Below are 23398 nucleotides of genomic sequence, written 5' to 3' on the forward strand. Positions count from 1 at the left end.
TGCGAAGCGTAGCGCGGACCACTCCGGGAAAACCCTGGGTATTAGGGTTAGTATTGCCCGCTTTTCAACGTCGTTGCCCGCTTATCGTGCCAAGGAATGCCTCCACGGCAGGCATCATGTTCTTGACGATGATGTCGACGCCCGCAGCGGTGGGATGAATGCCGTCGGCCTGGTTGAGCTTGGCGTCGGCCGCAACGCCATCGAGGAAGAACGGATAGAGCGGCACGTCGAATTTTTTCGCCAGATCCGGATAAATCGAATTGAAGCGCGCGGCATAGTCGCCGCCGTAGTTCGGCGGCGCCAGCATGCCGCACAGCATCACCGCAACGCCGCGCGCCTTCAGGCGCGCCACGATGTCGCTGAGCGCGGCGCGCGTGACGTCGGGGTCGAGCCCGCGCAGCGCATCGTTGGCGCCGAGCTCGACGATCACGCCCTCGGTTCCCTCCGGCACCGACCAGTCGAGCCGGTCCCGGCCACCGGAAGAGGTGTCGCCGGACACCCCGGCATTGATCATGTCGACGGCTATACCTTTGTCCTGCAAGGCTTTTTGGAGCTTCATGGGAAATGCGTCCTGGCCCTGAAGGCCGAGGCCGGCGCTCAAGGAATCGCCGAGCACGACCAGCTTGACCGGCGGCTTGGCCTGCGCGCCGGCGCCGGCAATCCCTGTCATCAAGGCGACCATCAACACGGCTATGTGCATGAAGAATCCGTAACGCCTCTCGACCGGGTGCGCGGAGTTGCCATATGACCGGACCATGGACAGTCGCATCGAATCCTCTTCGCTGGCCGGCACGACGCCGGACACCATCTCCATTTCCAACGTCAATCTCTCACTGGGCACGGGCGCGGCACGCGTTCACATTCTCAAGGATATCAGCCTTCGGGTCGGCCGTAGTGAAGCTATCGGCCTGATCGGCCCGTCAGGGTCGGGCAAATCCACGCTGCTGATGGTGATGGCGGGGTTGGAGCGTCCTGATAGCGGAGAGGTGGTGGTGAGCGGCACGCCTTTCAATGCCCTCGACGAGGACGCACTCGCCCGCTTCCGCGGCCGCGAGGTCGGCATCGTCTTCCAGTCCTTTCACTTGATCCCCACCATGACGGCGCTGGAGAACGTCGCGGTGCCGCTCGAGCTCGCCGGCAATCCGGATGCGGCCAAGCGCGCCGCGCAAGAGCTGCAATCGGTCGGGCTCGGCGATCGCCTGCATCACTATCCCTCGCAACTCTCGGGCGGCGAGCAGCAGCGTGTCGCGCTCGCCCGTGCGCTGGCGCCGGACCCTGCGATCCTGGTCGCCGACGAGCCCACCGGCAATCTCGACGAAGCGACGGGAAAGCAGATCGTCGATCTCATCTTCGGCAAGCATGCCGAGCGCGGCATGACGCTGGTGCTGGTGACCCATGATTCCTCGCTTGCGCATCGCTGCGACCGCGTGATCCGCCTGCGCTCCGGGCGCATCGATACGCAGTATTCCCAGCCATGAGCGTCGCCACTGAACCGTTCGCGCGACACGGCGCGGCCGCGCTGTCGCTGCGCTATGCGTTGCGCGAACTGCGCGGAGGCCTGCGCGGCTTCTACGTCTTCATCGCCTGCATCGCGCTCGGCGTGATGGCGATTGCCGGTGTCGGCTCGGTCGCGGCCAGCCTCAGCGAGGGCCTGGCGCGTGAAGGCCGCACGCTGCTCGGCGGCGACGCCTCGTTCGTGCTGTTCCAGCGCGAGGCAAAGCCTGAGGAGATCGCTTTCCTGCGTTCGCGCGGCACGGTGTCGATCGCCGCGACGCTGCGCGGCATGGCGCGCGCGGCCGACGGCAAGCTCGCGCTGGTCGAGATGAAGGCGGTCGACGGCAATTACCCGATGCTCGGCCAGTTGACGCTGACGCCGCAATTGCCACTGTCCGATCTTCTCGCGGAGCGCGACGGCGCGTTCGGTGCCGCCGCGGATCCGACGCTGCTGGCGCGGCTTTCCCTCAGGATCGGCGACCGCGTCACCATCGGTAACGCGACCTTCCAGATCCGCAGCGCGGTCGAGGCCGAGCCCGACAAGCTTGCCGGCGGCATCGGCTTCGGCCCCCGTTTCCTGATCAGCGAGGAAGCCTTGCGCGCCACCGGCCTGATCCAGCCGGGCAGCCTGGTGCGCTGGGTCTATCGCGTCAAGCTGCCTGACAGCGCCAACAGCGAGCGCGCGACCGAGGCATTCATCAGCGACGCCCGCAACGCGGCACCGCAGGCCGGCTGGGAGATCCGCAGCCGCTCCAATGCATCGCCTCAGCTCGAGCGCAATATCAGCCGCTTTACCCAGTTCCTGACGCTGGTCGGCCTCGCCGCGCTTTTGGTCGGAGGCGTTGGCGTCGCCAATGCCGTGAAGAGCCATATCGACCGCCGGCTCGAGGTCATCGCGGCGTTCAAGGCCGTCGGCGCCACCGGACGCGACGTGTTCGGCATCTATCTCGCGCAGGTCATCCTGCTCGCCGGGATCGGCTCGGTGATCGGGCTCGCGCTTGGCGCAGCCCTCCCCTTCGCCATCGTCGGCCTGTTCGGAAAGCTGTTACCGCTGCCGGTGATCCCGGCCGTGCATGCCGACGAGCTGGCGCTCTCCTTCATCTATGGCCTGCTCACCGCACTCGCCTTTGGCCTGTGGCCGCTCGGGCGCGTCCATGACGTACCGGTGGCCGCGCTGTTTCGCGACACGATCAGCGCCGAATGGCACCGGCCGCGCTGGCGCTATCTCGCCTTCATGGCCGTGGTGGTCGCGCTACTCGTCGCGGTCGTGATCGGGCTATCGTTCGACAAGCGCATCGCCACGGTGTTCGTGCTCTCGTCCATCGTGGTGTTTGCGGTGCTGCGCGGCATTGCGGGGCTCTTGATGACGATCGCGCGGCGATTGCCGCGCACGCGGCTGCCGATGCTGCGGCTTGCGATCGCCAACATCCACCGTCCCGGCGCGCTGACGCCGTCCGTGGTGCTGTCGCTGGGGCTGGGACTCGCCGTCCTCGTCACCATCACCCAGATCGACGGCAATCTGCGCCGGCAGTTTCTCGCGGCGCTGCCGGACCGGGCGCCATCGTTCTACTTCATCGACATCCCGAGCGTGCAGGCCGAGCAGTTCGACGGCTATCTGCGCCAGATCGCGCCGGGGGCGAAAGTTGAGGACGTGCCGATGCTGCGCGGCCGCATCGTCGCCGCGCGCGGCGTCAAGGCCGAGGACCTGAAGCCCGCGACCGACGCCGAATGGGTGCTGCAAAGCGACCGCGGCCTGACCTATACCAGCGAGCTGCCGAAGGGCTCCAAGGTGGTCGAGGGCGAATGGTGGAGCGCCGATTATTCCGGCCCACCGCTGGTCTCGATGGAGAAGAAAATCGCCGACGGGCTCGGGCTCAAGCTCGGCGACGAAGTCGTCGTCAACGTGCTCGGCCGCGATATCCCGGCGAAAATCAGCAATTTGCGCAACATCGACTGGCAGGGGCTCGGCATCAATTTCGTTCTGGTGTTCTCGCCCAATGCCTTCAAGGGCGCGCCGCATACCCACATCGCGACGCTGACCGAACAGGGCGGCGATGCGGCCGGCGACGGCAAGATCATCAAAGAGGTCGCCGATGCCTATCCGATGGTGACGAGCGTGCGGGTCCGCGAGGTCATGGAGACGGTCGGCTCGGTCGTCACCAATCTCACGCTCGCGATCCGCGGCGCCAGCGCGGTGACGTTGATCTCCGCGATCCTGGTGCTGGGCGGCGCACTCGCCGCCGGCCATCGCCACCGGGTCTATGACGCCGTGATCCTGAAGACGCTGGGCGCCACGCGGCTGCGGCTGCTCGGCGCCTATGCGCTCGAATATCTCCTGATCGGGCTCGCCACCGCCGTGTTCGGCGTCATCGCCGGCAGCATCGCGGCCTGGATGATCGTGACCCGGCTGATGACGCTGAGCTTCGTCTGGCAGGCCGGCAGCGCGGCCGGCGTGGTCGTCTCCGCGCTCGTCGTCACGGTCGGGCTTGGGCTCGCCGGCACGCTGCTGGCGTTGAACCAAAAGCCCGCCACCGTGTTGCGGAATTTGTGACAAATTGAAGCGGGCGGCGGCGCGGCAACCCCAATCTCCCGGATTTTCCGGGTTAACCACGCCCGCGCGTCAGATTGCGCGTCCATGGCGACATTCGGCCGCGCGTGGACGCTTGCAGCAAATGTGTTAGTTTCCCACATGTCGAGTGGGTCCGGATCCCCGATTGTTAGCCAAAATTAATGTCGGCAGGCAACGGTATCCGGGATAGAATTTTGACGACCCGGGCGGCATCAGCCCTTGTGCCGGCCGGCCAACCAATGGGAATTCGACCATGTCGGACCTAGACCGCAACTACGCTTCTCCTTTCGGCAGGGCCGCCGGGCGTGTCGACGCCGCGACGGTCGATGCCGGCCTGCGCGCATACATGCTGCGCATCTACAATTACATGAGCATCGGCCTGGCCATCACCGGCCTCGCCGCACTCGGTGTCTACATGGCGGCCGTGACCAGCGACCCCTCGGGGGCCGCCGCCAAGATCGGCAGCCAGTTCCTGACGCCGTTCGGCTACGCGATGTTCGTGAGCCCGCTGAAATGGCTGTTCATCCTGGCGCCGCTCGCCATGGTGTTCGTGATCTCGGCCGGCATCAACCGCCTGGCCCCCTCGACCGCCCAGATCCTGTTCTGGGTGTTCTCGGCGCTGATGGGCATCTCGCTATCCTCGATCTTCCTGGTGTTCACGCACACCTCGATCGTGCGGGTCTTCTTCATCACCGCGGCCACCTTCGGCGCGCTGAGCCTCTACGGCTACACCACCAAGCGTGACATGACCGGGATGGGATCGTTCCTGTTCATGGGCCTGATCGGCATCATCATCGCAAGCCTCGTCAATCTGTTCCTGGCGAGCTCGGCGCTGCAGTTCATCGTGTCGGTGGGCGGCGTGCTGGTGTTCGCTGGCCTCACCGCCTGGGATACCCAGCGGCTGAAGAACGACTACATCTACGGCTACGCCTCGGCCGGCGGTGACATTGCCGAACGCGCGGCGATCACCGGTGCGCTGTCGCTGTATTTGAACTTCATCAACCTGTTCACGCTGCTGCTGCAGCTGCTCGGCCAGCGCGACTAGGTTCTGATCCGAGAGAATGACACGAGCCCCGGCCGCAAGGCCGGGGTTTTTGTTTGTGAGGTTGGCGTTCCCACAAGCACCGTCATTGCGAGGAGCGCAGCGACGAAGCAATCCAGAGTCCCTCCATGGATGCACTTCTGGATTGCTTCGCTGCGCTCGCAATGACTATGTGGAAGCGCCAATGCCTCTTTCCGCCGCCGGACGAAGCTTCTAATCTCGCCCCCATGTCCGCACCTGAAATCAGGCCCACAACCGAGGCCGACCTTCCCGCCATTACCGCCATCTACGAGCACGCCGTGCGCCGCGGCACGGCGACCTTCGAACTCGAACCGCCCGACCTCGCCGAGATGACGCGCCGCTACACGGCGCTGACGGATGGCGGCTACCCCTATTTCGTCGCCGTGCTCGATGGCCGCATTGCCGGCTACGCCTATGCCGGCGCCTACCGGCCGCGGCCGGCCTATCGCTTCACGGTCGAGAACTCGATCTATCTCGAGCCGTCGTTCCATCGCCGCGGCATCGGCTCGGCGCTGTTGCAGCGGCTGATCGTCGAATGCGAGGCGCGCGGCTTCCGCCAGATGATCGCCGTGATCGGCGACTCCGCCAATGCCGGCTCGATCGCCGTGCACACCAGCGCCGGCTTCAACATGATCGGCACGCACCCCAATGTCGGCCTGAAGTTCGGCCGCTGGCTGGATACGGTGATGATGCAGCGCGACCTCGGTGAAGGCGGGCGCACGGTGCCGACGGATAGATAGCCGTCGTAGCAAGCATTCAACGCCGAGGGGCTTCAGCTGTCGTAGGGTGGGCAAAGCGGAAGCGTGCCCACCACTTCTATTTCAATCCCGGAAAGATGGTGGGCACGGCGCGGTGCGCCTTTGCCCACCCTACGGCACCGTTTGTGCGGCTACACCACCGCCAGCTTCCGATCGATCACCAGCAGCACGCGCTCGAGCTCATGGCCGCGGCGCAGGATCAGGCCGGTCGCCGAGATCACGCTGTACATGCCCTGCTTGCGCGCGAGCCGCGGATCTTTCTCGATACGGTAAAGCGGCACTTCGGAGGCGCGGCGATAGACCGAGAATACGGCGCGGTCTTTCAGGAAGTCGATGGCATAGTCCCGCCACTCGCCGTCGGCGACCATGCGGCCATAGAGGTTGAGGATGCGATGCAATTCGAGCCGGTTGAACGTCACCCGGCTCGGTTGGGAACTCGCAGCGGCGCTACGCGCCACTGCGCGCTGCTCGCTCGGATCGGCATCCTCCGACATCAGACCCATGGGCAGCGCCTCCTGTCGCGTTGACGCATGACCGGCGGTCGCGAAACCGTTCCCGTCCGCGGATCATGACAGTTGCATGATTGCGCCAACCGCTGTCGGCCGCAAGGGGCGCCCCAACCGCCCGGCTGCACATCGCACCGCAAACACACCTCCTGGCTGTGGAACTCCCTCGCGACATACCGTCACGGGATCGTTAGCAGGAATCATAGTCTCGCCGCTTTTCCGCCTAGCGCCTGCCGCCCTGCACTGCGAAAAGATTCGTGTGCGTTGGCCCGGTCCTTTCGGTTCCGGATTCCTCAGCCCCCAGCCCCCCGGGGTCGTCGGGATCGGGCCTGTTCGCACGAAGGAGGACCAACGCGAGTTGGTCCTTTTTTGTTGTGTGGGGGCATTTCTGCCGACGCACTTTCTCTCCTCGCCAAAGATTTTCTCCCCTCATCCTGAGGAGCTTACGCAGCAAGCGTCTCGAAGGATCGAGGCCGAGTTGCCTCAGCGTGGGCCTACATGGTTCGAGACGGCGCTACGCGCCTCCTCACCATGAGGATCAAGAGCGGATACGTGGTAGGGACGAGAGACTTTAGTCGGCAATCAATGCAGCGACGTGTACGCCGCGCCCAGCATCGGGCCCGGCTTCTCGCGGCTGCCGTCCTGGACATAGACTACCGCGCCATCGACGCCCTCGCGCGTGAGGTTCTCCAGCGGCACGGTCCAGCTTTCCGGAGTACCGTTCCAGTCGCCGACCTTCAGCAGGTTGCGCACCACGTTGTGGTAAGTGATCTGCTGCCCGCGATTTTCGCCGCGGCTGATCGAGATCGGCACCGCCTTGGTGATCGAGCAGATCCAGACCTCGCCATGCGACACCGCCGCCTCCTTGCTCGCGGCCACCGAGACATTGAGCTGCTTGCCTGCGAGCGACATCGACACCGGCACGCTCATCACGTTGTCGCCCTTGGCGGTCTTTGCGATCGCGCTCTCGATGCCGGCGCGGTCGCTGCCGATGACATGCTCCGAGCCGTTGACCACGACCTGCGGCGTGTAGACCTCGCGGTCGCCGCGCATCCGCGAATAGGCGCGCTGCCGCGCCGAGAAGCGCGAGTCCGCCAGCGTGTCCTTCCAGCCGAGATAGTCCCAGTAGTCGATCGGCATGCTCAGCGCGATGATCGAGGGATCGTTGGAGAGCTCGCCGATGATCTTGTCGGCGGGCGGACAGGACGAGCAGCCTTGCGAGGTGAAGAGCTCGACGACGGCGCGGGGATCGGCGTGGGCGGGACGGACGACCGCGATGATTGCGCAGACGCCAAGTGCACTTGGCCAGATCGCACCTGACCAGATCGCACCGGACCATCGCGAAATCAGATTAGAGGCCATCATAGTCATGTTGAACGCCGCACACCTTAGCTGATGTCGAGGGGAAATCTTCTCGCCGGTTGGTCACCGTAGTCTTACGGATAAGTCTTGCGCGCGCAGTGCGTCCCGCATCGTCCGAGACGAAAACCTTTCGCTGGACGAGCCCATCTGGAACATACCGCAAACGAACAAAGGCGGCCCTTGATAGGCCGCCTTCGCTTAACGTTCTACTCACTTCGCAGTGAGCCATCGTTCACAAATCCGCGCTTACGCCGCGAGTTTGCGCAGCACATAGTGCAGGATACCGCCGTTGCGATAGTAGTCGAGCTCGTCCAGCGTATCGATGCGGCAGAGCAGCGAAACGCGCTGCAGCGAGCCGTCGGCCGACACGATCTCTGCGGTCAGCTTCTGGCGCGGCTTGAGGTCGCCGACGAGGCCGCGCAGGGTGACCTTCTCGTCGCCCTTCAGCCCAAGCGACTGCCAGGAAGTGCCCTCCTCGAAGGTGAGCGGCAGCACGCCCATGCCGACCAGGTTGGAGCGATGGATGCGCTCGAAGCTCTGGCAGACCACCGCGCGAACGCCGAGCAGACGCGTGCCCTTCGCCGCCCAGTCGCGCGAGGAGCCGTTGCCGTATTCGGCGCCGGCGAACACCACCAGCGGCACGTTCTCCTGCTGATACTTCATCGCGGCGTCGTAGATCGACATCTGCTCGCCGTCGGGCCAGTGCTTGGTGAGACCGCCCTCGGGAATGTTGCCGTCGGCGCCCTTGAGCATGAAGTTCTTGATGCGGATGTTGGCGAAGGTGCCGCGCATCATCACTTCATGGTTGCCGCGCCGCGTGCCGTACTGGTTGAAGTCGGCGGGACGCACCTGGTGCTCGCTGAGATATTTGCCCGCGGGCGAGGTGAGCTTGATCGAACCGGCCGGCGAAATGTGGTCGGTGGTGATCTTGTCGCCGAACATGGCGAGGATGCGCGCCTCGACGATGTCGGTGACCGGCTCCGGCTCCTTCTTCATGCCTTCGAAATAGGGCGGGTTCTGCACATAGGTCGAGCTCATGTTCCAGCGATAGGTCTCGCTCTCGACGGTCTTGATCTTGCGCCAGTTGGTGTCGCCCTTGAACACGTCGGCATACTTCTTCTTGAAGATCGACGCAGTCACGAACTTCTTCATGAAGGCGTTGATCTCCTTGGTCGTCGGCCAGATGTCCTTCAGGTACACCGGCTTGCCGTCCTTGCCCTCGCCGAGCGGCTCGGTGGCGAGGTTCTTCGTCACGCTGCCCGCGAGCGCGTGGGCGACGACGAGCGGCGGCGAAGCCAGATAGTTCGCCTGCACGTCCGGCGAGACGCGGCCTTCGAAGTTGCGGTTGCCGGAAAGCACGGCGGCGGCGACGATACCGTTATCGTTGATCGACTTCGAGATCTCCTCCGGCAGCGGACCGGAATTGCCGATGCAGGTGGTGCAGCCGAAGCCGACCAGGTTGAAGCCGACCTTGTCGAGATCGGCCTGCAGCCCGGAATTGGCGAGATATTCGGCGACGACCTGGCTGCCCGGCGCGAGCGAGGTCTTCACCCAGGGCTTGGCCTTCAGGCCCTTCTTGGCGGCATTGCGCGCCAGCAGGCCCGCGCCGATCAGCACGCTCGGATTGGAGGTGTTGGTGCAGGAGGTGATCGCCGCGATCACGACGTCGCCATGGCCGAGTTCGAAGTTCTTGCCCTCGACCGCGTAGCGCTTCTCGGCGTCATCGCCCTTCTTGTACTCGTTGGCCATCGCCAGCGAGAAGCCTTCCGACACGGAGGGGAGCGCGATGCGACCTTCGGGACGCTTCGGACCGGCCATCGAGGGGACGACGTCGCCGAGATCGAGCGTCAGCGTCTCCGTGAACACCGGGTCCGCCGACTTGGCAGTGCGGAACAGGCCCTGCGCCTTGGCATAGGCCTGCACCAGCGCGACGCGCGGCGCGGCGCGGCCGGAGGTCTTGAGGTAATCGATCGCGGCGGCATCGACCGGGAAGAAGCCGCAGGTCGCGCCATATTCGGGCGCCATGTTGCCGATCGTCGCCTTGTCGGCGACCGAGAGGTTATCGAGGCCGGGACCGAAGAACTCGACGAACTTGCCGACGACGCCAAGCTTGCGGAGCATCTGCGTGACCGTCAGCACGAGGTCGGTCGCGGTGACGCCTTCCTTGAGCTGACCCTTGAGCTTGAAGCCGACCACGTTCGGCAGCAGCATCGACAGCGGCTGGCCAAGCATGCAGGCTTCCGCCTCGATGCCGCCGACGCCCCAGCCGAGCACGGCGAGACCGTTGACCATGGTGGTGTGGGAATCGGTGCCGACGAGCGAGTCGGGATAGGCGACCTCGAACGTGCCGGTCTTCTTGCCGACCGTCATCTTCTCCTTCTTGGTCCAGACGGTCTGCGCCAGATATTCGAGATTGACCTGGTGGCAGATGCCGGTGCCGGGCGGCACGACGGAGAAGTTCGAGAAGGCCTTCTGGCCCCACTTCAGGAATTCGTAGCGCTCCTGATTCTGCTTGTATTCCTCGGTGACGTTCTTGGCGAAAGCCTTGTTGTCGCCGAAGAAGTTCACGATCACGGAGTGGTCGATGACGAGATCGACGGGCACCAGCGGATTGATCTTCTCGGCATCGCCGCCGAGCTTCTGCATCGCGTTGCGCATCGCGGCGAGGTCGACCACGGCCGGCACGCCGGTGAAATCCTGCATCAGGACGCGGGCCGGACGGAAGGCGATCTCATGCTCCAGCGACTTCTTGCGCAGCCATTTGGACACCGCGACGATGTCCTCCTTCTTGACCGAGCGGCCGTCCTCGTTGCGCAGCAGGTTCTCGAGCAGCACCTTCATCGAATAAGGCAGCTTTGAAATCCCCTTCAGACCATTCTTCTCCGCGGTCGGCAGGCTGTAATAGACATAGGTCTTGGCGCCGACCTTGAGGGTCTTTTTGCATTTGAAGCTGTCGAGCGAGGTCATGTAGGAAATCCCAATTGTTAGTTATACCCGGCAGAGGGTACTTTAACACCGTCAGCGAATCCGGCTGGGGTCGCTTGCAGGAGCGAGTGGAGTGCTGCATCAAGTTCCGGGCTTATAGAAGCTTTCTAACCGCACCGCCACAAGGACGATCGTGCCGCAGCAATCCGGGAGCCTCAAATTCTGCTGCGCTACCCCAAGTTTTCTTGAGGGCCGGCGGTGACGGGGTCGACCAGAAGCGACATGCAGCTCTCAGGGCGTGGCATCAGATGCGTGCGGGGCGGCCGCGAGGTGTTTGCCGGCCTCGATTTCGTGGCCGCCTCCGGCGAGGCGCTGGCGGTTGTGGGGCGCAATGGCTCCGGCAAGACCTCGCTGCTGCGGCTGATCGCGGGGCTGCTGGTTCCGGCCGGGGGCAAGATCGAGCTTTCCGGCGGCGATGCCGAGCTGACGCTCGCCGAACAATGTCATTATCTCGGCCATCGCGACGCGATGAAGCCGGCACTGAGCGTGGCGGAAAACCTCGCTTTCTGGGCTGATTTTCTCGGTGGCGAGCGCTTCGACGGGGCCGAGAGCCTGTCGACCGTCAGCCTCGACCACGCCGCCCATCTGCCGGCCGCGTTCCTCTCCGCCGGCCAACGCCGCCGCCTCTCGCTCGCCCGCCTGCTGACGGTCCGCCGCCCGGTCTGGCTGCTGGACGAGCCGACCACCGCGCTCGACGCCGCCGGCCAGGACATGTTTTGCGCCTTGATGCGGGAGCACCTGGAACGCGGAGGAATGATCATCGCCGCCACCCACATGCCGCTGGGGATCGAGGCGCGGGAGCTGCGGATCGGGGGTGTGGCGTGAAGTTCGACCAGCCTCAGCTTTCCTGCTCTGGTCCCCCGCGCTCTCGGCTTTCTTCGAGCCCAGGCTCCATCCTCTCCGTTCCCTCCCCCCTTTCGGGGGAGGGTCAGGAAGGGGGGTGCCACACGGCACGGCCTATCGGGTCGAGCGCTGGGGAGGCAGGCGCTCTGTTGCTGGCGCTTCGCCGCCGACGAGCACCTTCCTCGGGGCTACCCCCCTCCCCCACCCTCCCCCGCAAGGGGGGAGGGAGCGCACCGGCCGGGCGGCGCGATCGCGATGTCCGTTGCGCAACAAGAGGCGCCCCATGACCGCCCTCTCCGCCCTTATTCGTCGCGATGTCCGGATTGCCCTGCGGGTCGGCGGCGGAGCGCTCATTGGGGTGCTGTTCTTCCTGACCGTGGTGGTGCTGATGCCGTTCGCGGTGGGGCCGGATCTGGCGCTGTTGTCGCGGCTGGGACCGGCGATCCTGTGGCTGGGGGCGCTGCTGGCGAGCCTGCTCACCCTCGACCGTCTCTTCATGGCCGACCACGAGGACGGCTCGCTCGACCTGATCACGATGAGCCGGACGCCGCTGGAACTGGCCTGCGCCGCCAAGGCACTGGCGCATTGGCTGGCCGCCGGCCTGCCGCTGATCGTCGCAACCCCCGTGCTCGGCCTCCTGCTCAATCTCGACATGGTCGCAACCGGCGCGGTGGCCCTCACCCTGCTGGCGGGAACGCCGGCCCTGACCTTCACCGGCATGATCGGCGCGGCGCTGGCGGTGACGCTGCATCGCGGCGGGCTGCTGATGGCGGTTCTGGTGCTGCCGCTGTCGATTCCGGTGCTGATCTTCGGCGTCGCGGCCTCCCAGGCCGTGATCGTCGGACCAATGTCGTTCGGCGCGCCGTTCTCGATCCTGTGCGCGCTGTCGCTCGTCAGCCTGGTGATCGGCCCCTTCGCGGCCGCCGCAAGCCTCCGGCACGGACTGGACTGATCTTGACCCCGATCAACTTTCGGTTCGCACTTTCGTGCTGATTGCCTGCGGCCCCTTGCCATGATTATCAGGTGACCATGACGCTGATCGACCTCGCCAACCCCTCGCGGTTCCTTGCGCTGACGGCGCGCGTGCTGCCGTGGCTTGCGGGGGCGACCGTGATCCTGCTGGCGCTTGGCCTCTATCAGTCGGCGCTGGCGCCCGACGACTATCAGCAGGGCGCCACCGTGAAGATCATGTTCATCCACGTGCCCAATGCCTGGCTGTCGATGTTCGTCTGGGGCGTCATGAGCGTGGCCTCGCTCGGCACGCTGGTGTGGCGGCATCCGCTCGCCGACGTCGCCGCGAAAGCGGCCGCTCCCATCGGCGCCGCCTTCACTTTCCTCGCGCTGCTCACCGGCTCGCTGTGGGGCCGGCCGATGTGGGGCACCTATTGGGAATGGGACGCGCGGCTGACCTCGGTGCTCATCCTGTTCCTGATGTATCTCGGCCTGATGGCACTGTGGCGCGCGGTGGAAGATCCCTCGCGTGCGGCGCGTGCCGCGGCGGTGCTGACGCTGGTCGGCGCGATCAACCTGCCGATCATCAAGTTCTCGGTCGACTGGTGGAACACGCTGCACCAGCCGGCCTCGGTGATGCGCATGGGCGGCTCGACGCTCGACAAATCGTTCCTGATTCCGCTGCTGGTGATGGCGGTCGCGTTCACGCTCTTGTTCGTCACGCTGCATCTGGCGGCGATGCGCAACGAGATCTTGCGCCGCCGCGTCCGCTCCCTGCAAATGATGCAGGCGAGCCGCATGGCGTTTTCGAGCGAGGTGGGCGCCGGTTCGCGTGAAGAAAACGCGTCAAAAGAATTTGGGGCCGCATAACATGTCGCTCGGCCCCTACGCCTCCTTCATCGTGACGTCCTATCTCGCCGTAGCCATCGTGGTGGCGATCCTGATCGGCTGGATCGCGATCGACTATCGCAGCCAGACAGAGCGCCTGCGCGAACTGGAAAAGAGCGGCGTCACCCGCCGCTCGGGCCGCAGTGCCACGGAGCTGCGATGAGCGAGCACTCGACCTCCGCCACGCCGTCGCGCGGCACCTTCCTGGTGGTGCTGCCGCTGCTCGCCTTCATCTGCCTTGCGCTGCTGTTCTGGTTCCGGCTCGGCAGCGGCGATCCCTCGCGCATTCCCTCGGCACTGATCGGCCGGCCCGCGCCGCAGACCACGCTGCCGCCGCTCGATGGCCTGCAAGTTGGCGGCGCGCAGGTGCCGGGACTCGACCCGGCCGCGTTCATGGGCAAGGTCAGCCTGGTCAATGTCTGGGCGTCCTGGTGCGTGCCGTGTCACGACGAGGCGCCGCTATTGACCGAGCTCGCCAAGGACAAGCGCTTCCAACTCGTCGGCATCAACTACAAGGATGCGCCCGACAATGCGCGGCGCTTCCTCGGCCGCTACGGCAATCCGTTCGGCGTCGTCGGCACCGATGCCAACGGCCGCGCCTCGATCGAATGGGGCGTCTACGGCGTCCCCGAGACCTTCGTCGTGGGACGCGAAGGCACGATCGTCTACAAGCTGGTCGGCCCGATCACGCCGGAGAATTTGCAGAGCGTGCTGCTGCCGCAGCTCGAGAAGGCGTTGAAGGCGGGAAGCTGACGCCGTCGTCGGTACCAGCGAAGCAATATCGCTGTCATGCCCCGGCTTGACCGGGGCATCCAGTACACCGCGGCTTCTCTGTATCCCTCTGCCGTCTCTGGAATACTGGATCGCCCGGTCAAGCCGGGCGATGACAGTTGAATGTGTGGCCAGCCTACCCCTTCCTCACATCCCCCGCTTCGGCCTCGCTCGCTTCCAGCGAGACCGGCGCGATGTGGTAGCGCTTGGTCAGCGGCATCTGCGCGATGGCGAAGATCATCGTCAGCGGCGTCACGCCAAAGACCTTGAAGTTGACCCAGAAGTCCGTGCTCTGGGTGCGCCAGACGATTTCGTTGAGCACCGCCATGCCGGCAAAGAACAGCGCCCAGCGGAAGGTGAGGATGCGCCAGCCCTGCGGGGTCAGGTTGAACATCTGGTCGAACATGATGGCGATGAAGGAGCGGCCGAACAACAGCCCGCCGCCGAGCACGGCTGCGAACAGGCCGTAGATGATGGTCGGCTTGACCTTGATGAAGGTCTCGTCGTGCAGCACCAGCGTCAGTGTGCCGAACACCAGCACAATCGCGCCGGTGACCAGCGCCATGATCGGCACGTGCCGCGTCACCACATAGGAGGCGATTATCGCCGCGACGATGGCGACCATGAACGCGCCGGTCGCGGCGAACAGATTGAACCTCGAATTCACGAAGAAAAACACGAGCAGCGGGCCGAGCTCGGTTGCCAGCTTGAACAGCGGATGCGGCTGGGTCTTGTCCATTACCTGACCTTTGTTGCCGTCATCACCCGCGAAAGCGGGTGATCCAGTACTCCGAGGCGCTTCGATCGACAACCAATGGCGCGGCGTACTGGATGCCCCGCCTGCGCGGGGCATGACGAGAGAAACCTACGATTCAATTCCGGCGATCGCCCGGGCGAAATCGCGCGCGGTGAACGGCGCGAGATCGTCGACGCCTTCGCCGACGCCGATGAAATGCACCGGCAGCTTGAACTTCTCGGCGAGCGCCACCAGAATGCCGCCGCGCGCGGTGCCGTCGAGCTTCGTCATCACGAGGCCGGTAACACCGGCCGTGCGGTGGAACGCCTCGACCTGCGACAGCGCGTTCTGGCCGACGGTGGCGTCCAGTACCAGGAGCACCGCATGCGGCGCCGTGCTATCCACCTTGCGGATCACGCGCACGACCTTCTCGAGCTCGTTCATCAGCTCGGCTTTGTTCTGCAAGCGGCCTGCGGTGTCGATCAGGAGCACGTCGATCGCCTGCTCCTTCGCCGCCGTCAGCGCATTGAAAGCGAGGCTTGCCGAATCCGAGCCCTGCGCGCCTGATATCACCGGCGTCCTGGTGCGCTCACCCCAGACCTTGAGCTGCTCGATCGCCGCGGCACGAAACGTGTCGCCGGCCGCCAGCATCACCTTGCGGCCTTCGGAGGCGAATTTCGCCGACAGCTTGCCGATGGTCGTGGTCTTGCCCGAGCCGTTGACGCCGACCACGAGGATGACGAAGGGCTTTCTCGCCGCATCGATGTCGAGCGCTTTTGCGACCGGCACCAGCACCTTCTCGACCTCTGTGGCGACGACGTCCTTCACCTCATCCGCCGAGATCGCCTTGTCGTAACGTCCGGCGCCGACCGCGTCCGCGATGCGCACCGAAACCTCGGTGCCGAGGTCGGCGCGCAGCAGCACGTCCTCGATGTCGTCGAGCATGGCGCGGTCGAGCTTGCGCTTGGTGACGAGATCGGCGACCGCGGTCCCGAGCGAGGCCGACGTGCGCTTCAGCCCGTTGGACAGGCGTCGCCACCAGCTCAGTTTGGGGGTGTCAGTGGTATCGTTCATGGTGGCGTGTTAGCCGTTCCGGCTCCTAAACGAAAGTCTCCAACGAAAGTCCTGATATTGCTCGATGTTCCCGAGTTGACTGCGGATGAAATCATGGCGCGCGTGCTTCACCGCGACGGGTTGATGCTGGTGATCGACAAGCCGGCGGGCCTTCCCGTGCATCGCGGCCCCAAGGGCGGGGCGAACCTGGAAGCATCCTTCGACGCGCTGCGATTCGGCCTGCCACGGCCGCCGGTGCTGGCCCACCGGCTGGACAAGGACACCTCCGGCTGCCTCGTGCTTGGGCGTCATCGCAAGGCGACCGCTTCGCTCGGCCTGCTGTTCAAGCACGGCAAGATCGGCAAGACCTATTGGGCCGTGGTCGAGGGCGGACCGGCCGAGGACGAAGGCACCATCGACCTGCCGCTCGGGCGCCTCAATGCCGAGCGCGGCTGGTGGCAGAAGCCGGACCCGGAAGGCCAGAAAGCGGTCACCAACTGGAAGGTGATGGGGCGGGGCGAGGGCCTGACCTGGCTTGCCATGGAACCGGTCACGGGCCGCACCCATCAATTGCGGGTGCATTGCGCGGCGCAGGGCTGGCCGATCGTCGGCGACAACATCTACGGCAACGGCCCGCGCTTCGGCGAGCCGCGGCTGCATCTGCATTCGCGCGAGATCGTGGTCCCGATCTCCCGCAACAAGGAGCCGGTGCGGGTGGTCGCGCCGGCCCCGCCGCACATGCAGGAGCGGCTCAGGACCTGCGGCTGGAACGGGGAATAGCGCCGCATGTTCGCTTAACCTCTCCCGCTTGCGGGAGAGGTCGGCGCGCAGCGCCGGGTGAGGGCTTTCTCCTCTTGGAGGTTCTCGGTTGCGGAGACACCCTCTCCCCGGCCCTCTCCCGCAAGCGGGCGAGGGAGCCCGCCGCCTTCGTGGCGGCAATCGAACCTGATCCCAACAGGCGCCGATGGTTTACGAAACGTTCAGTGCTCGCCTCTAATGATGCCGGTTGCTTAGAACAAGCTTCTTCGAACCGGCTCAGGACGAGCAACGCTTCATGCCGCAGGCCCAGCCATCGATCGTCGACGAAGTCGAGGGTGCGATTCGCGCCGGCTCGGACGAAAAGCGCCTGGAAACGGCGCGGCGCGTCACCGACCTGTTCCTGTCCTCCGCCGGCAGCTTCAATGACGAGCAGATCGCGCTGTTCGACGACGTGCTCGAGCGGCTGATCAAGACCATCGAGCTGCGCTCGATCGCCGACATGGGCGCGCGCGTCGCACTTGCCGAGATCAGCGCGCAGCTTGCGCCGATCGCGCAGGCGCCCCCGTCCGTGATCCGCCGTCTTGCCGGCAATGACGAGATCAGGATCGCCGGCCCGGTGCTTCAGGAATCCGCGCGCCTCGACGATGCCGAGCTCGTCGGGATCGCGGCCACCAAGGGCGAGCAGCATCTGCTCGCGGTCGCCGGCCGCTGGTGGCTGAAGGACATCGTCACCGACGCACTGCTGGCGCGCCGCTATCCCAGCGTCAGCCGGCGCCTTGCCGCCAATCCCGGCGCACGGTTTTCGGCAAGCGGCTTTGCCGTCATCGTCGGACAGGCCGAACAGGACCCCGAACTGGCAGTGAGCGTGGGCGTGCGCGTCGATCTGCCGTTGGACCTGCGCCGTCAATTGCTGCGTTCGGCAACCGACGCCGTTCGCACCCGCCTGTTGTCGCGCGCCCCGCCGCATCTGTTCGAGGAAATCCAGAACTCCATCGCAAGCGTCGCGACCGGCGCCGATCGCGAGATGTCGGGGATCCGCGATTTCGTCGGCGCCAAACGCGCCGTCGCAAAGCTGAAGGAGACCGGCCAGCTCAACGAGGCAACGCTGCTCGGCTTTGCCGTGCAGCGGCGCTATGAGGAGACCGTCGCTGCGCTGGCAGCATTGTCCCTGTCCACCGTCGAGGTGATCCGGCCCCTGATGCAGAGCCTGCGCGATGACGGCCTGCTCGTGCCGTGCCGCGCAGCGCTGCTGAGCTGGGAGACGACCAGCGCCGTGCTGGAAAGCCGCTACGCCACCGGCACGATGAAGCCAGCTGACCTCGCCAAGGCCAAGGGCCATTTCGCCAGAATGACGCCGGAAAACGCAAGGCGCACGCTCAGGTTCTGGCAGGTAAGGGCGTCGTAGAGGAGCTCTTTTCCCCTCTCCCCTTGTGGGAGAGGGTGGCTCGCCGCGTAGCGGCGAGACGGGTGAGGGGTCTCTCTCCGCGCGCACTGCCGTGACATTTGAATTTGCGGATGCAACCCCTCATCCGGCGCTTCGCGCCACCTTCTCCCGCAAGGGGAGAAGGGAAAGCAGAGTCACACGGTCAGCCGCTCGCCATCCTCACCGCCAATTCTGAGCGGAACGACACTGCCCACCCGCGCCCCAGCCACCGCGACCGGCAGATAGTGCTCCGTGCGCCCCTGGCAGTCGCTTTCGATCAGCACGGCGCGGGTCGCGCCGACCTCGACCTGCAGGCGGCGCCGCAGCGCCGCTTCGCCGGCCGCGCGCAGGCGTTTCGCGCGATCCTTGATCACCGCGCCTGCGACCTGCGGCATCCGCGCGGCCGGGGTGCCGGGGCGCGGCGAATAGGGGAAGACGTGCAGGAAGGTGAGACCGCATTCCTCAACGAGGTCTCGCGAGCGCGCGAACATCTCTTCCGTCTCGGTTGGAAAGCCCGCGATGATGTCGGCGCCGAGCGCGATGTCCGGCCGCATGCGGCGGACCTGTTCGCAGAACGCAATCGCGTCGCGCCGCGAATGCCGCCGCTTCATGCGCTTCAAGATCATGTCGTCGCCGGATTGCAGCGACAGATGCAGATGCGGCATCAGCCGCGCATCATCTGCGATGGCATCGAGCAGATCGCTATCTGCCTCGATCGAATCAATCGAGGAGATGCGCAGCCGCTTCAGCTCCGGCACGTGCCGCAGGATCTGCTTCGTCAGCATGCCGAGCTTGGGCGCGCCCGGCAGGTCGGCGCCGTAGCTCGTGAGATCGACGCCCGTGAGCACGATCTCAGCGTGGCCGCGCTCTACCAGCCCACGCACCTGCTCGACCACCGCCCCCATCGGCACCGAGCGCGAATTGCCGCGGCCGAACGGGATGATGCAGAAGGTGCAGCGATGGTCGCAGCCGTTCTGCACCTGCACGAACACGCGCGGCAGGCCGCTCGCAAAGCCGTCGATCAGATGCGGCGCCATCGCCTTCACCGCCATGATGTCACTGACCGCGATCTTGTCGCTGCTGCCGACATCGAACGCGGCGCGCGTATCGCGCCAGGCCCTCGCGTGCATCTTGTCGTCATTGCCGACGACGCGATCGACCTCCGCCATGCCTGCAAACATGTCGCTTTGCGTTTGCGCCGCGCAGCCGGTGACGACGATGCGCGAGCCGGGCCGCTCGCGCTTCAATTTGCGGATCGATTGGCGCGCCTGCGCGACCGCCTCGTTGGTGACCGCGCAGCTATTGATGACGATGGTGTCTGAGAGCCCTGCGCCCTCCGCCTCGCGGCGGATCACCTCGGCCTCGAAGGCGTTGAGGCGGCAGCCAAAGGTTACGACCTCGACGCCCATCAGGCGACCGAGGCGAACAGCGCCGGATCGAAATTGCCCTCATATTCGAAGGTCGCAGTGCCTGTCATCAGCACGTGATCGTCGCGCTCGCGCCATTCGATGCCGAGCTTGCCGCCGGGCAGCGTGATCTCGACGCTGCGGTTGGCGCGCTTCAACCGCGCCGCCGCGACCGCGGTCGCGCAGGCGGCCGAGCCGCACGCCCTGGTGAGGCCGGCGCCGCGCTCCCAGGTGCGGATCGTGATGTGATCGCGATCGACGATGTGGGCCAGCGTGATGTTGGCGCGCTCGGGGAAGATCGGATGGTTCTCGAGCAGCGGACCAAAACGCCCGAGATCATAGGCGTTGACGTCGTCGACCCAGAAGATCGCGTGCGGATTGCCCATGCTCACCGCGGAGGGCGAATGCAGAATCGGCTTGTCGATCGGCCCGATCTGCAACTCGATGTAGCGGGTGTCGCGAAACTCCTCCGCCAGCGGAATATCGTGCCAGCCGAACTTCGGCGCGCCCATGTCGACGGTATAGAGATCGGGGGCCGGTCCCTGCCAGCAGTTCAGAAGCCCCGCAGCGGTCTCGAACGCCGCGGTGGTCTGCCCGGTCTTCTCGAAAATCCGCCGCACCACGCAGCGCATGCCGTTGCCGCAGGCGCCGGCCTCCGAGCCGTCATTGTTGTAGATGCTGATGAAGGCCTCGGTGCCGTCGAGCCGCGGCTTCCGGAGCACCATGAGCTGATCGTAGGGCACGCCGTTCGCGGAGGCGACCGCACGCGCGTCGTCGGGCGTGACCGGCGCAGCCGAATCCCGCATGTCGACAACGACGATCTCGTTGCCGATGCCGTTCATCTTGGCAAATGCGTGATTGGCGAGCGCGCTCATGAAATGTCCTGAATTTCGCCTGTCTTATATGGCGATCATGGGACGGTTGGCCAGTCATTTGCCGCGTGTGCCCTATGACGCATCTGTCATGGGACGAATTTGGGCCATGCGTGTTAGATAGGCGCGTTCGCGCGAACCGGGACGCGCACGTGGTGCAAGAAAATGCGGGCAGGTCCTTGCTTGCCCTGGGGAGACACGTAATGACGAGCTTTTTCCGTCCTTTTCTGGCCGCGATGATCCCGGCAGCGGCCATTACCCTCTGCCTCTCCGGCGCGTTCGCCCAATCGCCGACCCCAGCACCGGCTGCCTCCGCAAGCCCCTCGCCAGCACAGGCGACCTCGCCCTCACCGGCCGCCAGCGCGTCGCCCTCACCTGCGACGTCCCCGTCGCCGGCCCCGGCGGCCAGCGCCTCACCCTCGCCCAGCCCGACGGCGCCCCCGGCAGCAGCCACGACCCCGCCCGCCACCTCCGCCCCGGTTCAGACCGCCGATCCCTTTGGCCAGGAGATGACGCTGGAACCGAAGAGGGTCGTGATGGCCAAGGGCAGCGCCAACTGGGATTCCGCCTTCGACACGCTGATCGATTCGTTCAAGGCGCTGAACGCGCTTCTCGATAAGCAGGGCATCAAGCCCGCGGGCAATCCGATGATCGTCTACACCTCGACCGACGACACCGGCTTCACCTTCCTCGCCGAGATCCCGATCGATCAGGATCCGAAAAACCTGACGAAGGACATGAGCATCGGCAAGTCGCCGGAGGGCAAGGCGCTGAAGTTCGTCCATCGCGGCTCCTACGACAATATGGACAACACCTATGAGGCGATCACCAATCACCTCGACGACAAGAAGCTGGAAGCCAAGGACACCTTCATCGAGGAGTACCTCACCGATCCCCTGAAGACGGCCGAGGACAAGCTCGTGATCAATGTCTATGTGCCGCTGAAGTGAGCGTGATGAAAAAAGCAATTGCTGCCATTTTCGCCGCCGCGCTTGGCGCGACACCTGCGCTTGCCGACGATTTTCCGTCAGCGGTCTCGGTGAGCGGCGAGGCGACCGTGTCCGCGGCGCCCGATCTCGCGCAAATCGATGCCGGCGTCGCAAATGACGCGAAGACCGCGAAAGAGGCCTCCGACGCCAACAATGCGGCGATGGGCAAGGTGCTGCTGGCCTTGAAGGGCGCTGGCATCGAGGAGAAGGACTACCAGACCTCGCGGCTGTCGCTGCAGCCGCAATATGCAACCTCGTCCAAGACGTCGGACCGCGCGACCAGCATCGTCAGCTTCCGCGCCAGCAACCGCGTCACGGTCAAGATTCGCGACGTGACCAAGGTGGCCAGCGTGATCGACACGCTGGTGAGTGCCGGCGCCAATGATGTCGGCAACATTTCCTTCGAGGTGACGCAAGCCTCGAAGCTGCTCGACGGTGCCCGCGAGCAGGCGCTCGCGGACGCCCGCCGCAAGGCGGAGATTTATGCCAAGGCCGCCGGCGTCACGCTCGGCGCCCCCCTCAGCATCTCCGAAGGCGGCGGCCCGATGCCGCTGTTCAAGGGCCGCATCGCCGCTGCACCAATGGCCGCAGCCCCGGCGCAGGTCGCTCCCGGCGAGGAGACGCTGTCGGTGACGGTGAATGTGAGCTGGGCGATCAAGCCGGCGCAGTAGCTCTCATGTCCCGGACGCGCTGCGGCACCGAAAGCGCGATCACGCGCGTCTTCAACGCGCTATGGACGCTGCGCAGAGCCGGGACCCACTAATGCATAAAGTCTGGGCCCCGGCTCAGCAGCGCATCACTAGCGTGCTGCGCTGCGTCCGGGGCACGAATCATTCGACGAGACGCTAAATCTCCACGACCTGCCCCGGCTTCAGCGCCACGAACCGCTCGCGCGGAACGTTCGCTGCATCGAGGGCCTCTACGAGCGCCTTCGCCGGCGCATCGATGGCCTCATCCGTGAGCTGGAACGTGCCGTGGTGATGTGCGAGCGCGGCCTGCGCGCCGCAATCGAGGAGCGCTTTCACCGCGTCTTCCGGGTTCATGTGCTGCTCGCGCATGAACCAGCGCGGCTCGTAGGCGCCGATCGGCAGGATCGCGAGCCGTAAAGGTCCGTGCGTTTCGCCGGCGCGGCGGAAATGCGTGCCCTCGCCATAGCCGGAATCGCAGACGACGTAGATTTTCCCCGCGGGTGTCTCCAGCACGAAGCTCGCCCACAGCGCCCTGTTGCGGTCGAACAGGCTGCGCGCACTCCAGTGCCGTGTCGGCACGAGATGCACGGCAATGCCGCCGCCGAGCTCGACGCGGTCGTGCCAGTCGAACGCCTCGGCGCGGATCGCGCCATCGCGCTCACGCATGGTGAGATCATTGCCGAGCGGCGTGACGACGCGCGGAGCAAAATTCTTGGCGAGCCGCGACAGCGTCGCGATGTCGAGATGGTCGTAGTGGCCGTGCGAGACCAGCACGACGTCGATCTTCGGCAGCTTGTCGAAGGCAATGCCGGGATCGTTGTGACGCTTCGGCCCGGCCCAGCCCACCGGCGAGACCCGCATCGACCAGACGGGGTCGACGAGGATGTTGAGACCGCTCGCCTGGATCAGCCAGCTCGCGTGGCCGACGAAGGAGAGCCGCACCTTGCCGCCGTTAACCGCCAGCGGCGGATAATCGGCATAGGGGCTCGGAACCCATTTCGGCCAGGCCGACCGGTCGCGCTTGCCGCCAAATTGCCAGCGCAGGACCTCGCGAAGCGATTTCGGCGGCACCCCGTCGGGATCAAAGAACTTTTCGCCGTCGAAATGATCGGACGGCGGGCCGGAATAGCTCTTAATGCTGCGGCGGGTCATTTAACGGCCCGAATGGCCCCAAAATAAAGGTTCCGGCAAGGAATAAGCAGCCGGACCGGCCCCTTCAAGATGCGGCATTGCGGCTTGTTTCCTTGACTTTTGCGACTTGCGGGGGTTTAAGGCCGCACC

At 65.4% G+C, this 23398-nt stretch carries 22 protein-coding genes; 13 read left to right on the forward strand and 9 right to left on the reverse strand.

What is annotated here, in order from left to right; all coding sequences use genetic code 11:
- Positions 1 to 64: 64 nt before the first annotated feature.
- A complete protein-coding gene (locus tag NLN62_RS16770; RefSeq protein ID WP_254113526.1) occupies positions 65 to 700 on the reverse strand; it encodes an arylesterase in 636 nt (211 codons plus the stop codon).
- 55 nt (positions 701 to 755) lie between these two features.
- Here NLN62_RS16770 and NLN62_RS16775 point away from each other — a divergent pair, with 55 nt between their 5' ends.
- The 4 genes from NLN62_RS16775 to NLN62_RS16790 all read left to right on the forward strand — a co-directional run bounded on the left by NLN62_RS16775 (position 756) and on the right by NLN62_RS16790 (position 5866).
- Complete coding sequence (locus NLN62_RS16775; RefSeq protein WP_027523541.1) at positions 756 to 1478, forward strand: ABC transporter ATP-binding protein; 723 nt, start codon at positions 756 to 758, stop codon at positions 1476 to 1478.
- Positions 1475 to 4045 (forward strand): ABC transporter permease, encoded by a 2571-nt coding sequence (locus NLN62_RS16780; RefSeq protein WP_254109487.1) that lies wholly within the window; start codon positions 1475 to 1477, stop codon positions 4043 to 4045. Before NLN62_RS16775 ends, NLN62_RS16780 begins: the two co-directional genes overlap by 4 nt.
- 271 nt (positions 4046 to 4316) lie before the next feature.
- A complete protein-coding gene (locus tag NLN62_RS16785) occupies positions 4317 to 5108 on the forward strand; it encodes a Bax inhibitor-1/YccA family protein (protein ID WP_027523539.1) in 792 nt (263 codons plus the stop codon).
- A 224-nt stretch (positions 5109 to 5332) separates the two neighbouring features.
- Positions 5333 to 5866 carry a GNAT family N-acetyltransferase gene (locus NLN62_RS16790; protein ID WP_254113529.1) on the forward strand — a complete coding sequence of 178 codons (534 nt, stop codon included), beginning with the start codon at positions 5333 to 5335 and terminating at the stop codon, positions 5864 to 5866.
- A gap of 149 nt (positions 5867 to 6015) precedes the next feature.
- On the opposite strand, the gene NLN62_RS16795 is transcribed toward NLN62_RS16790, so the two are convergent.
- From NLN62_RS16795 to acnA, 3 genes are all read right to left on the reverse strand, one after another.
- Entirely contained in the window at positions 6016 to 6387 is a 372-nt protein-coding gene (locus NLN62_RS16795) for a DUF2794 domain-containing protein (RefSeq protein ID WP_254109489.1), read from the reverse strand.
- A gap of 585 nt (positions 6388 to 6972) precedes the next feature.
- Complete coding sequence (locus tag NLN62_RS16800; protein WP_254109491.1) at positions 6973 to 7761, reverse strand: thioredoxin family protein; 789 nt, start codon at positions 7759 to 7761, stop codon at positions 6973 to 6975.
- Positions 7762 to 7998: 237 nt separating this feature from the next.
- Positions 7999 to 10719, reverse strand: a complete 2721-nt coding sequence (gene acnA, locus NLN62_RS16805) for an aconitate hydratase AcnA (protein WP_254109494.1) — start codon at positions 10717 to 10719, stop codon at positions 7999 to 8001.
- A gap of 240 nt (positions 10720 to 10959) precedes the next feature.
- Between acnA and ccmA the strand changes: the two genes are divergently transcribed.
- The 5 genes from ccmA (at position 10960) to NLN62_RS16830 (ending at position 14172) form a co-directional block, all read left to right on the forward strand.
- Complete coding sequence (gene ccmA, locus NLN62_RS16810; protein ID WP_254109496.1) at positions 10960 to 11562, forward strand: heme ABC exporter ATP-binding protein CcmA; 603 nt, start codon at positions 10960 to 10962, stop codon at positions 11560 to 11562.
- Positions 11563 to 11863: 301 nt separating this feature from the next.
- A complete protein-coding gene (gene ccmB, locus NLN62_RS16815) occupies positions 11864 to 12532 on the forward strand; it encodes a heme exporter protein CcmB (RefSeq protein ID WP_027523533.1) in 669 nt (222 codons plus the stop codon).
- A gap of 77 nt (positions 12533 to 12609) precedes the next feature.
- Positions 12610 to 13401, forward strand: coding sequence for a heme ABC transporter permease (locus NLN62_RS16820; protein ID WP_027523532.1), 792 nt, complete (start codon positions 12610 to 12612; stop codon positions 13399 to 13401).
- Between the two features lies 1 nt (position 13402).
- Positions 13403 to 13582 carry a heme exporter protein CcmD gene (gene ccmD, locus NLN62_RS16825; protein WP_027523531.1) on the forward strand — a complete coding sequence of 60 codons (180 nt, stop codon included), beginning with the start codon at positions 13403 to 13405 and terminating at the stop codon, positions 13580 to 13582.
- A complete protein-coding gene (locus NLN62_RS16830) occupies positions 13579 to 14172 on the forward strand; it encodes a DsbE family thiol:disulfide interchange protein (protein ID WP_254109498.1) in 594 nt (197 codons plus the stop codon). Before ccmD ends, NLN62_RS16830 begins: the two co-directional genes overlap by 4 nt.
- 154 nt (positions 14173 to 14326) lie before the next feature.
- On the opposite strand, the gene NLN62_RS16835 is transcribed toward NLN62_RS16830, so the two are convergent.
- Positions 14327 to 14929 carry a septation protein A gene (locus NLN62_RS16835; RefSeq protein ID WP_254101838.1) on the reverse strand — a complete coding sequence of 201 codons (603 nt, stop codon included), beginning with the start codon at positions 14927 to 14929 and terminating at the stop codon, positions 14327 to 14329.
- 126 nt (positions 14930 to 15055) lie between these two features.
- Complete coding sequence (ftsY, locus tag NLN62_RS16840; RefSeq protein ID WP_254109500.1) at positions 15056 to 16000, reverse strand: signal recognition particle-docking protein FtsY; 945 nt, start codon at positions 15998 to 16000, stop codon at positions 15056 to 15058.
- 57 nt (positions 16001 to 16057) lie between these two features.
- Here ftsY and NLN62_RS16845 point away from each other — a divergent pair, with 57 nt between their 5' ends.
- Both NLN62_RS16845 and NLN62_RS16850 read left to right on the forward strand, forming a co-directional pair.
- Positions 16058 to 16759 (forward strand): RNA pseudouridine synthase, encoded by a 702-nt coding sequence (locus tag NLN62_RS16845; protein WP_027523527.1) that lies wholly within the window; start codon positions 16058 to 16060, stop codon positions 16757 to 16759.
- A gap of 274 nt (positions 16760 to 17033) precedes the next feature.
- Complete coding sequence (locus tag NLN62_RS16850) at positions 17034 to 18143, forward strand: DUF2336 domain-containing protein (RefSeq protein ID WP_254109502.1); 1110 nt, start codon at positions 17034 to 17036, stop codon at positions 18141 to 18143.
- Positions 18144 to 18316: 173 nt separating this feature from the next.
- On the opposite strand, the gene mtaB is transcribed toward NLN62_RS16850, so the two are convergent.
- Both mtaB and dapF read right to left on the reverse strand, forming a co-directional pair.
- On the reverse strand, positions 18317 to 19570 hold the full coding sequence (gene mtaB / locus NLN62_RS16855) for a tRNA (N(6)-L-threonylcarbamoyladenosine(37)-C(2))-methylthiotransferase MtaB (protein WP_254109504.1): 1254 nt from the start codon (positions 19568 to 19570) through the stop codon (positions 18317 to 18319).
- Complete coding sequence (gene dapF / locus NLN62_RS16860; RefSeq protein WP_027523524.1) at positions 19570 to 20442, reverse strand: diaminopimelate epimerase; 873 nt, start codon at positions 20440 to 20442, stop codon at positions 19570 to 19572. The genes mtaB and dapF overlap by 1 nt, the downstream gene beginning before the upstream one ends.
- 200 nt (positions 20443 to 20642) lie before the next feature.
- Here dapF and NLN62_RS16865 point away from each other — a divergent pair, with 200 nt between their 5' ends.
- Positions 20643 to 21389, forward strand: a complete 747-nt coding sequence (locus NLN62_RS16865) for a GyrI-like domain-containing protein (RefSeq protein ID WP_027523523.1) — start codon at positions 20643 to 20645, stop codon at positions 21387 to 21389.
- Positions 21390 to 21394: 5 nt separating this feature from the next.
- Complete coding sequence (locus NLN62_RS16870) at positions 21395 to 22099, forward strand: SIMPL domain-containing protein (RefSeq protein ID WP_027523522.1); 705 nt, start codon at positions 21395 to 21397, stop codon at positions 22097 to 22099.
- A gap of 174 nt (positions 22100 to 22273) precedes the next feature.
- On the opposite strand, the gene NLN62_RS16875 is transcribed toward NLN62_RS16870, so the two are convergent.
- Positions 22274 to 23269 (reverse strand): MBL fold metallo-hydrolase, encoded by a 996-nt coding sequence (locus NLN62_RS16875; protein ID WP_254109506.1) that lies wholly within the window; start codon positions 23267 to 23269, stop codon positions 22274 to 22276.
- Between the last annotated feature and the right edge of the window lie 129 nt (positions 23270 to 23398).

The organism is Bradyrhizobium sp. CCGUVB23 (assembly GCF_024199885.1).
GTDB lineage: Bacteria > Pseudomonadota > Alphaproteobacteria > Rhizobiales > Xanthobacteraceae > Bradyrhizobium.

What these genes read in the sequence shown, in the direction of transcription:
- NLN62_RS16820 (WP_027523532.1), top strand. Translation starts at nt 12,610, where the DNA reads ATGACGCTGATCGACCTCGCCAACCCCTCGCGGTTCCTTGCGCTGACG.
- NLN62_RS16850 (WP_254109502.1), top strand. Translation starts at nt 17,034, where the DNA reads ATGCCGCAGGCCCAGCCATCGATCGTCGACGAAGTCGAGGGTGCGATT.
- ftsY (WP_254109500.1), bottom strand. Translation starts at nt 16,000, where the DNA reads ATGAACGATACCACTGACACCCCCAAACTGAGCTGGTGGCGACGCCTG.
- NLN62_RS16775 (WP_027523541.1), top strand. Translation starts at nt 756, where the DNA reads ATGGACAGTCGCATCGAATCCTCTTCGCTGGCCGGCACGACGCCGGAC.
- ccmA (WP_254109496.1), top strand. Translation starts at nt 10,960, where the DNA reads ATGCAGCTCTCAGGGCGTGGCATCAGATGCGTGCGGGGCGGCCGCGAG.
- NLN62_RS16865 (WP_027523523.1), top strand. Translation starts at nt 20,643, where the DNA reads ATGACGAGCTTTTTCCGTCCTTTTCTGGCCGCGATGATCCCGGCAGCG.
- NLN62_RS16875 (WP_254109506.1), bottom strand. Translation starts at nt 23,269, where the DNA reads ATGACCCGCCGCAGCATTAAGAGCTATTCCGGCCCGCCGTCCGATCAT.
- NLN62_RS16780 (WP_254109487.1), top strand. Translation starts at nt 1,475, where the DNA reads ATGAGCGTCGCCACTGAACCGTTCGCGCGACACGGCGCGGCCGCGCTG.
- NLN62_RS16790 (WP_254113529.1), top strand. Translation starts at nt 5,333, where the DNA reads ATGTCCGCACCTGAAATCAGGCCCACAACCGAGGCCGACCTTCCCGCC.
- NLN62_RS16795 (WP_254109489.1), bottom strand. Translation starts at nt 6,387, where the DNA reads ATGGGTCTGATGTCGGAGGATGCCGATCCGAGCGAGCAGCGCGCAGTG.
- NLN62_RS16800 (WP_254109491.1), bottom strand. Translation starts at nt 7,761, where the DNA reads ATGACTATGATGGCCTCTAATCTGATTTCGCGATGGTCCGGTGCGATC.
- NLN62_RS16785 (WP_027523539.1), top strand. Translation starts at nt 4,317, where the DNA reads ATGTCGGACCTAGACCGCAACTACGCTTCTCCTTTCGGCAGGGCCGCC.
- NLN62_RS16770 (WP_254113526.1), bottom strand. Translation starts at nt 700, where the DNA reads ATGCACATAGCCGTGTTGATGGTCGCCTTGATGACAGGGATTGCCGGC.
- NLN62_RS16830 (WP_254109498.1), top strand. Translation starts at nt 13,579, where the DNA reads ATGAGCGAGCACTCGACCTCCGCCACGCCGTCGCGCGGCACCTTCCTG.
- ccmD (WP_027523531.1), top strand. Translation starts at nt 13,403, where the DNA reads ATGTCGCTCGGCCCCTACGCCTCCTTCATCGTGACGTCCTATCTCGCC.
- mtaB (WP_254109504.1), bottom strand. Translation starts at nt 19,570, where the DNA reads ATGGGCGTCGAGGTCGTAACCTTTGGCTGCCGCCTCAACGCCTTCGAG.
- dapF (WP_027523524.1), bottom strand. Translation starts at nt 20,442, where the DNA reads ATGAGCGCGCTCGCCAATCACGCATTTGCCAAGATGAACGGCATCGGC.
- NLN62_RS16870 (WP_027523522.1), top strand. Translation starts at nt 21,395, where the DNA reads ATGAAAAAAGCAATTGCTGCCATTTTCGCCGCCGCGCTTGGCGCGACA.
- ccmB (WP_027523533.1), top strand. Translation starts at nt 11,864, where the DNA reads ATGACCGCCCTCTCCGCCCTTATTCGTCGCGATGTCCGGATTGCCCTG.
- NLN62_RS16835 (WP_254101838.1), bottom strand. Translation starts at nt 14,929, where the DNA reads ATGGACAAGACCCAGCCGCATCCGCTGTTCAAGCTGGCAACCGAGCTC.
- acnA (WP_254109494.1), bottom strand. Translation starts at nt 10,719, where the DNA reads ATGACCTCGCTCGACAGCTTCAAATGCAAAAAGACCCTCAAGGTCGGC.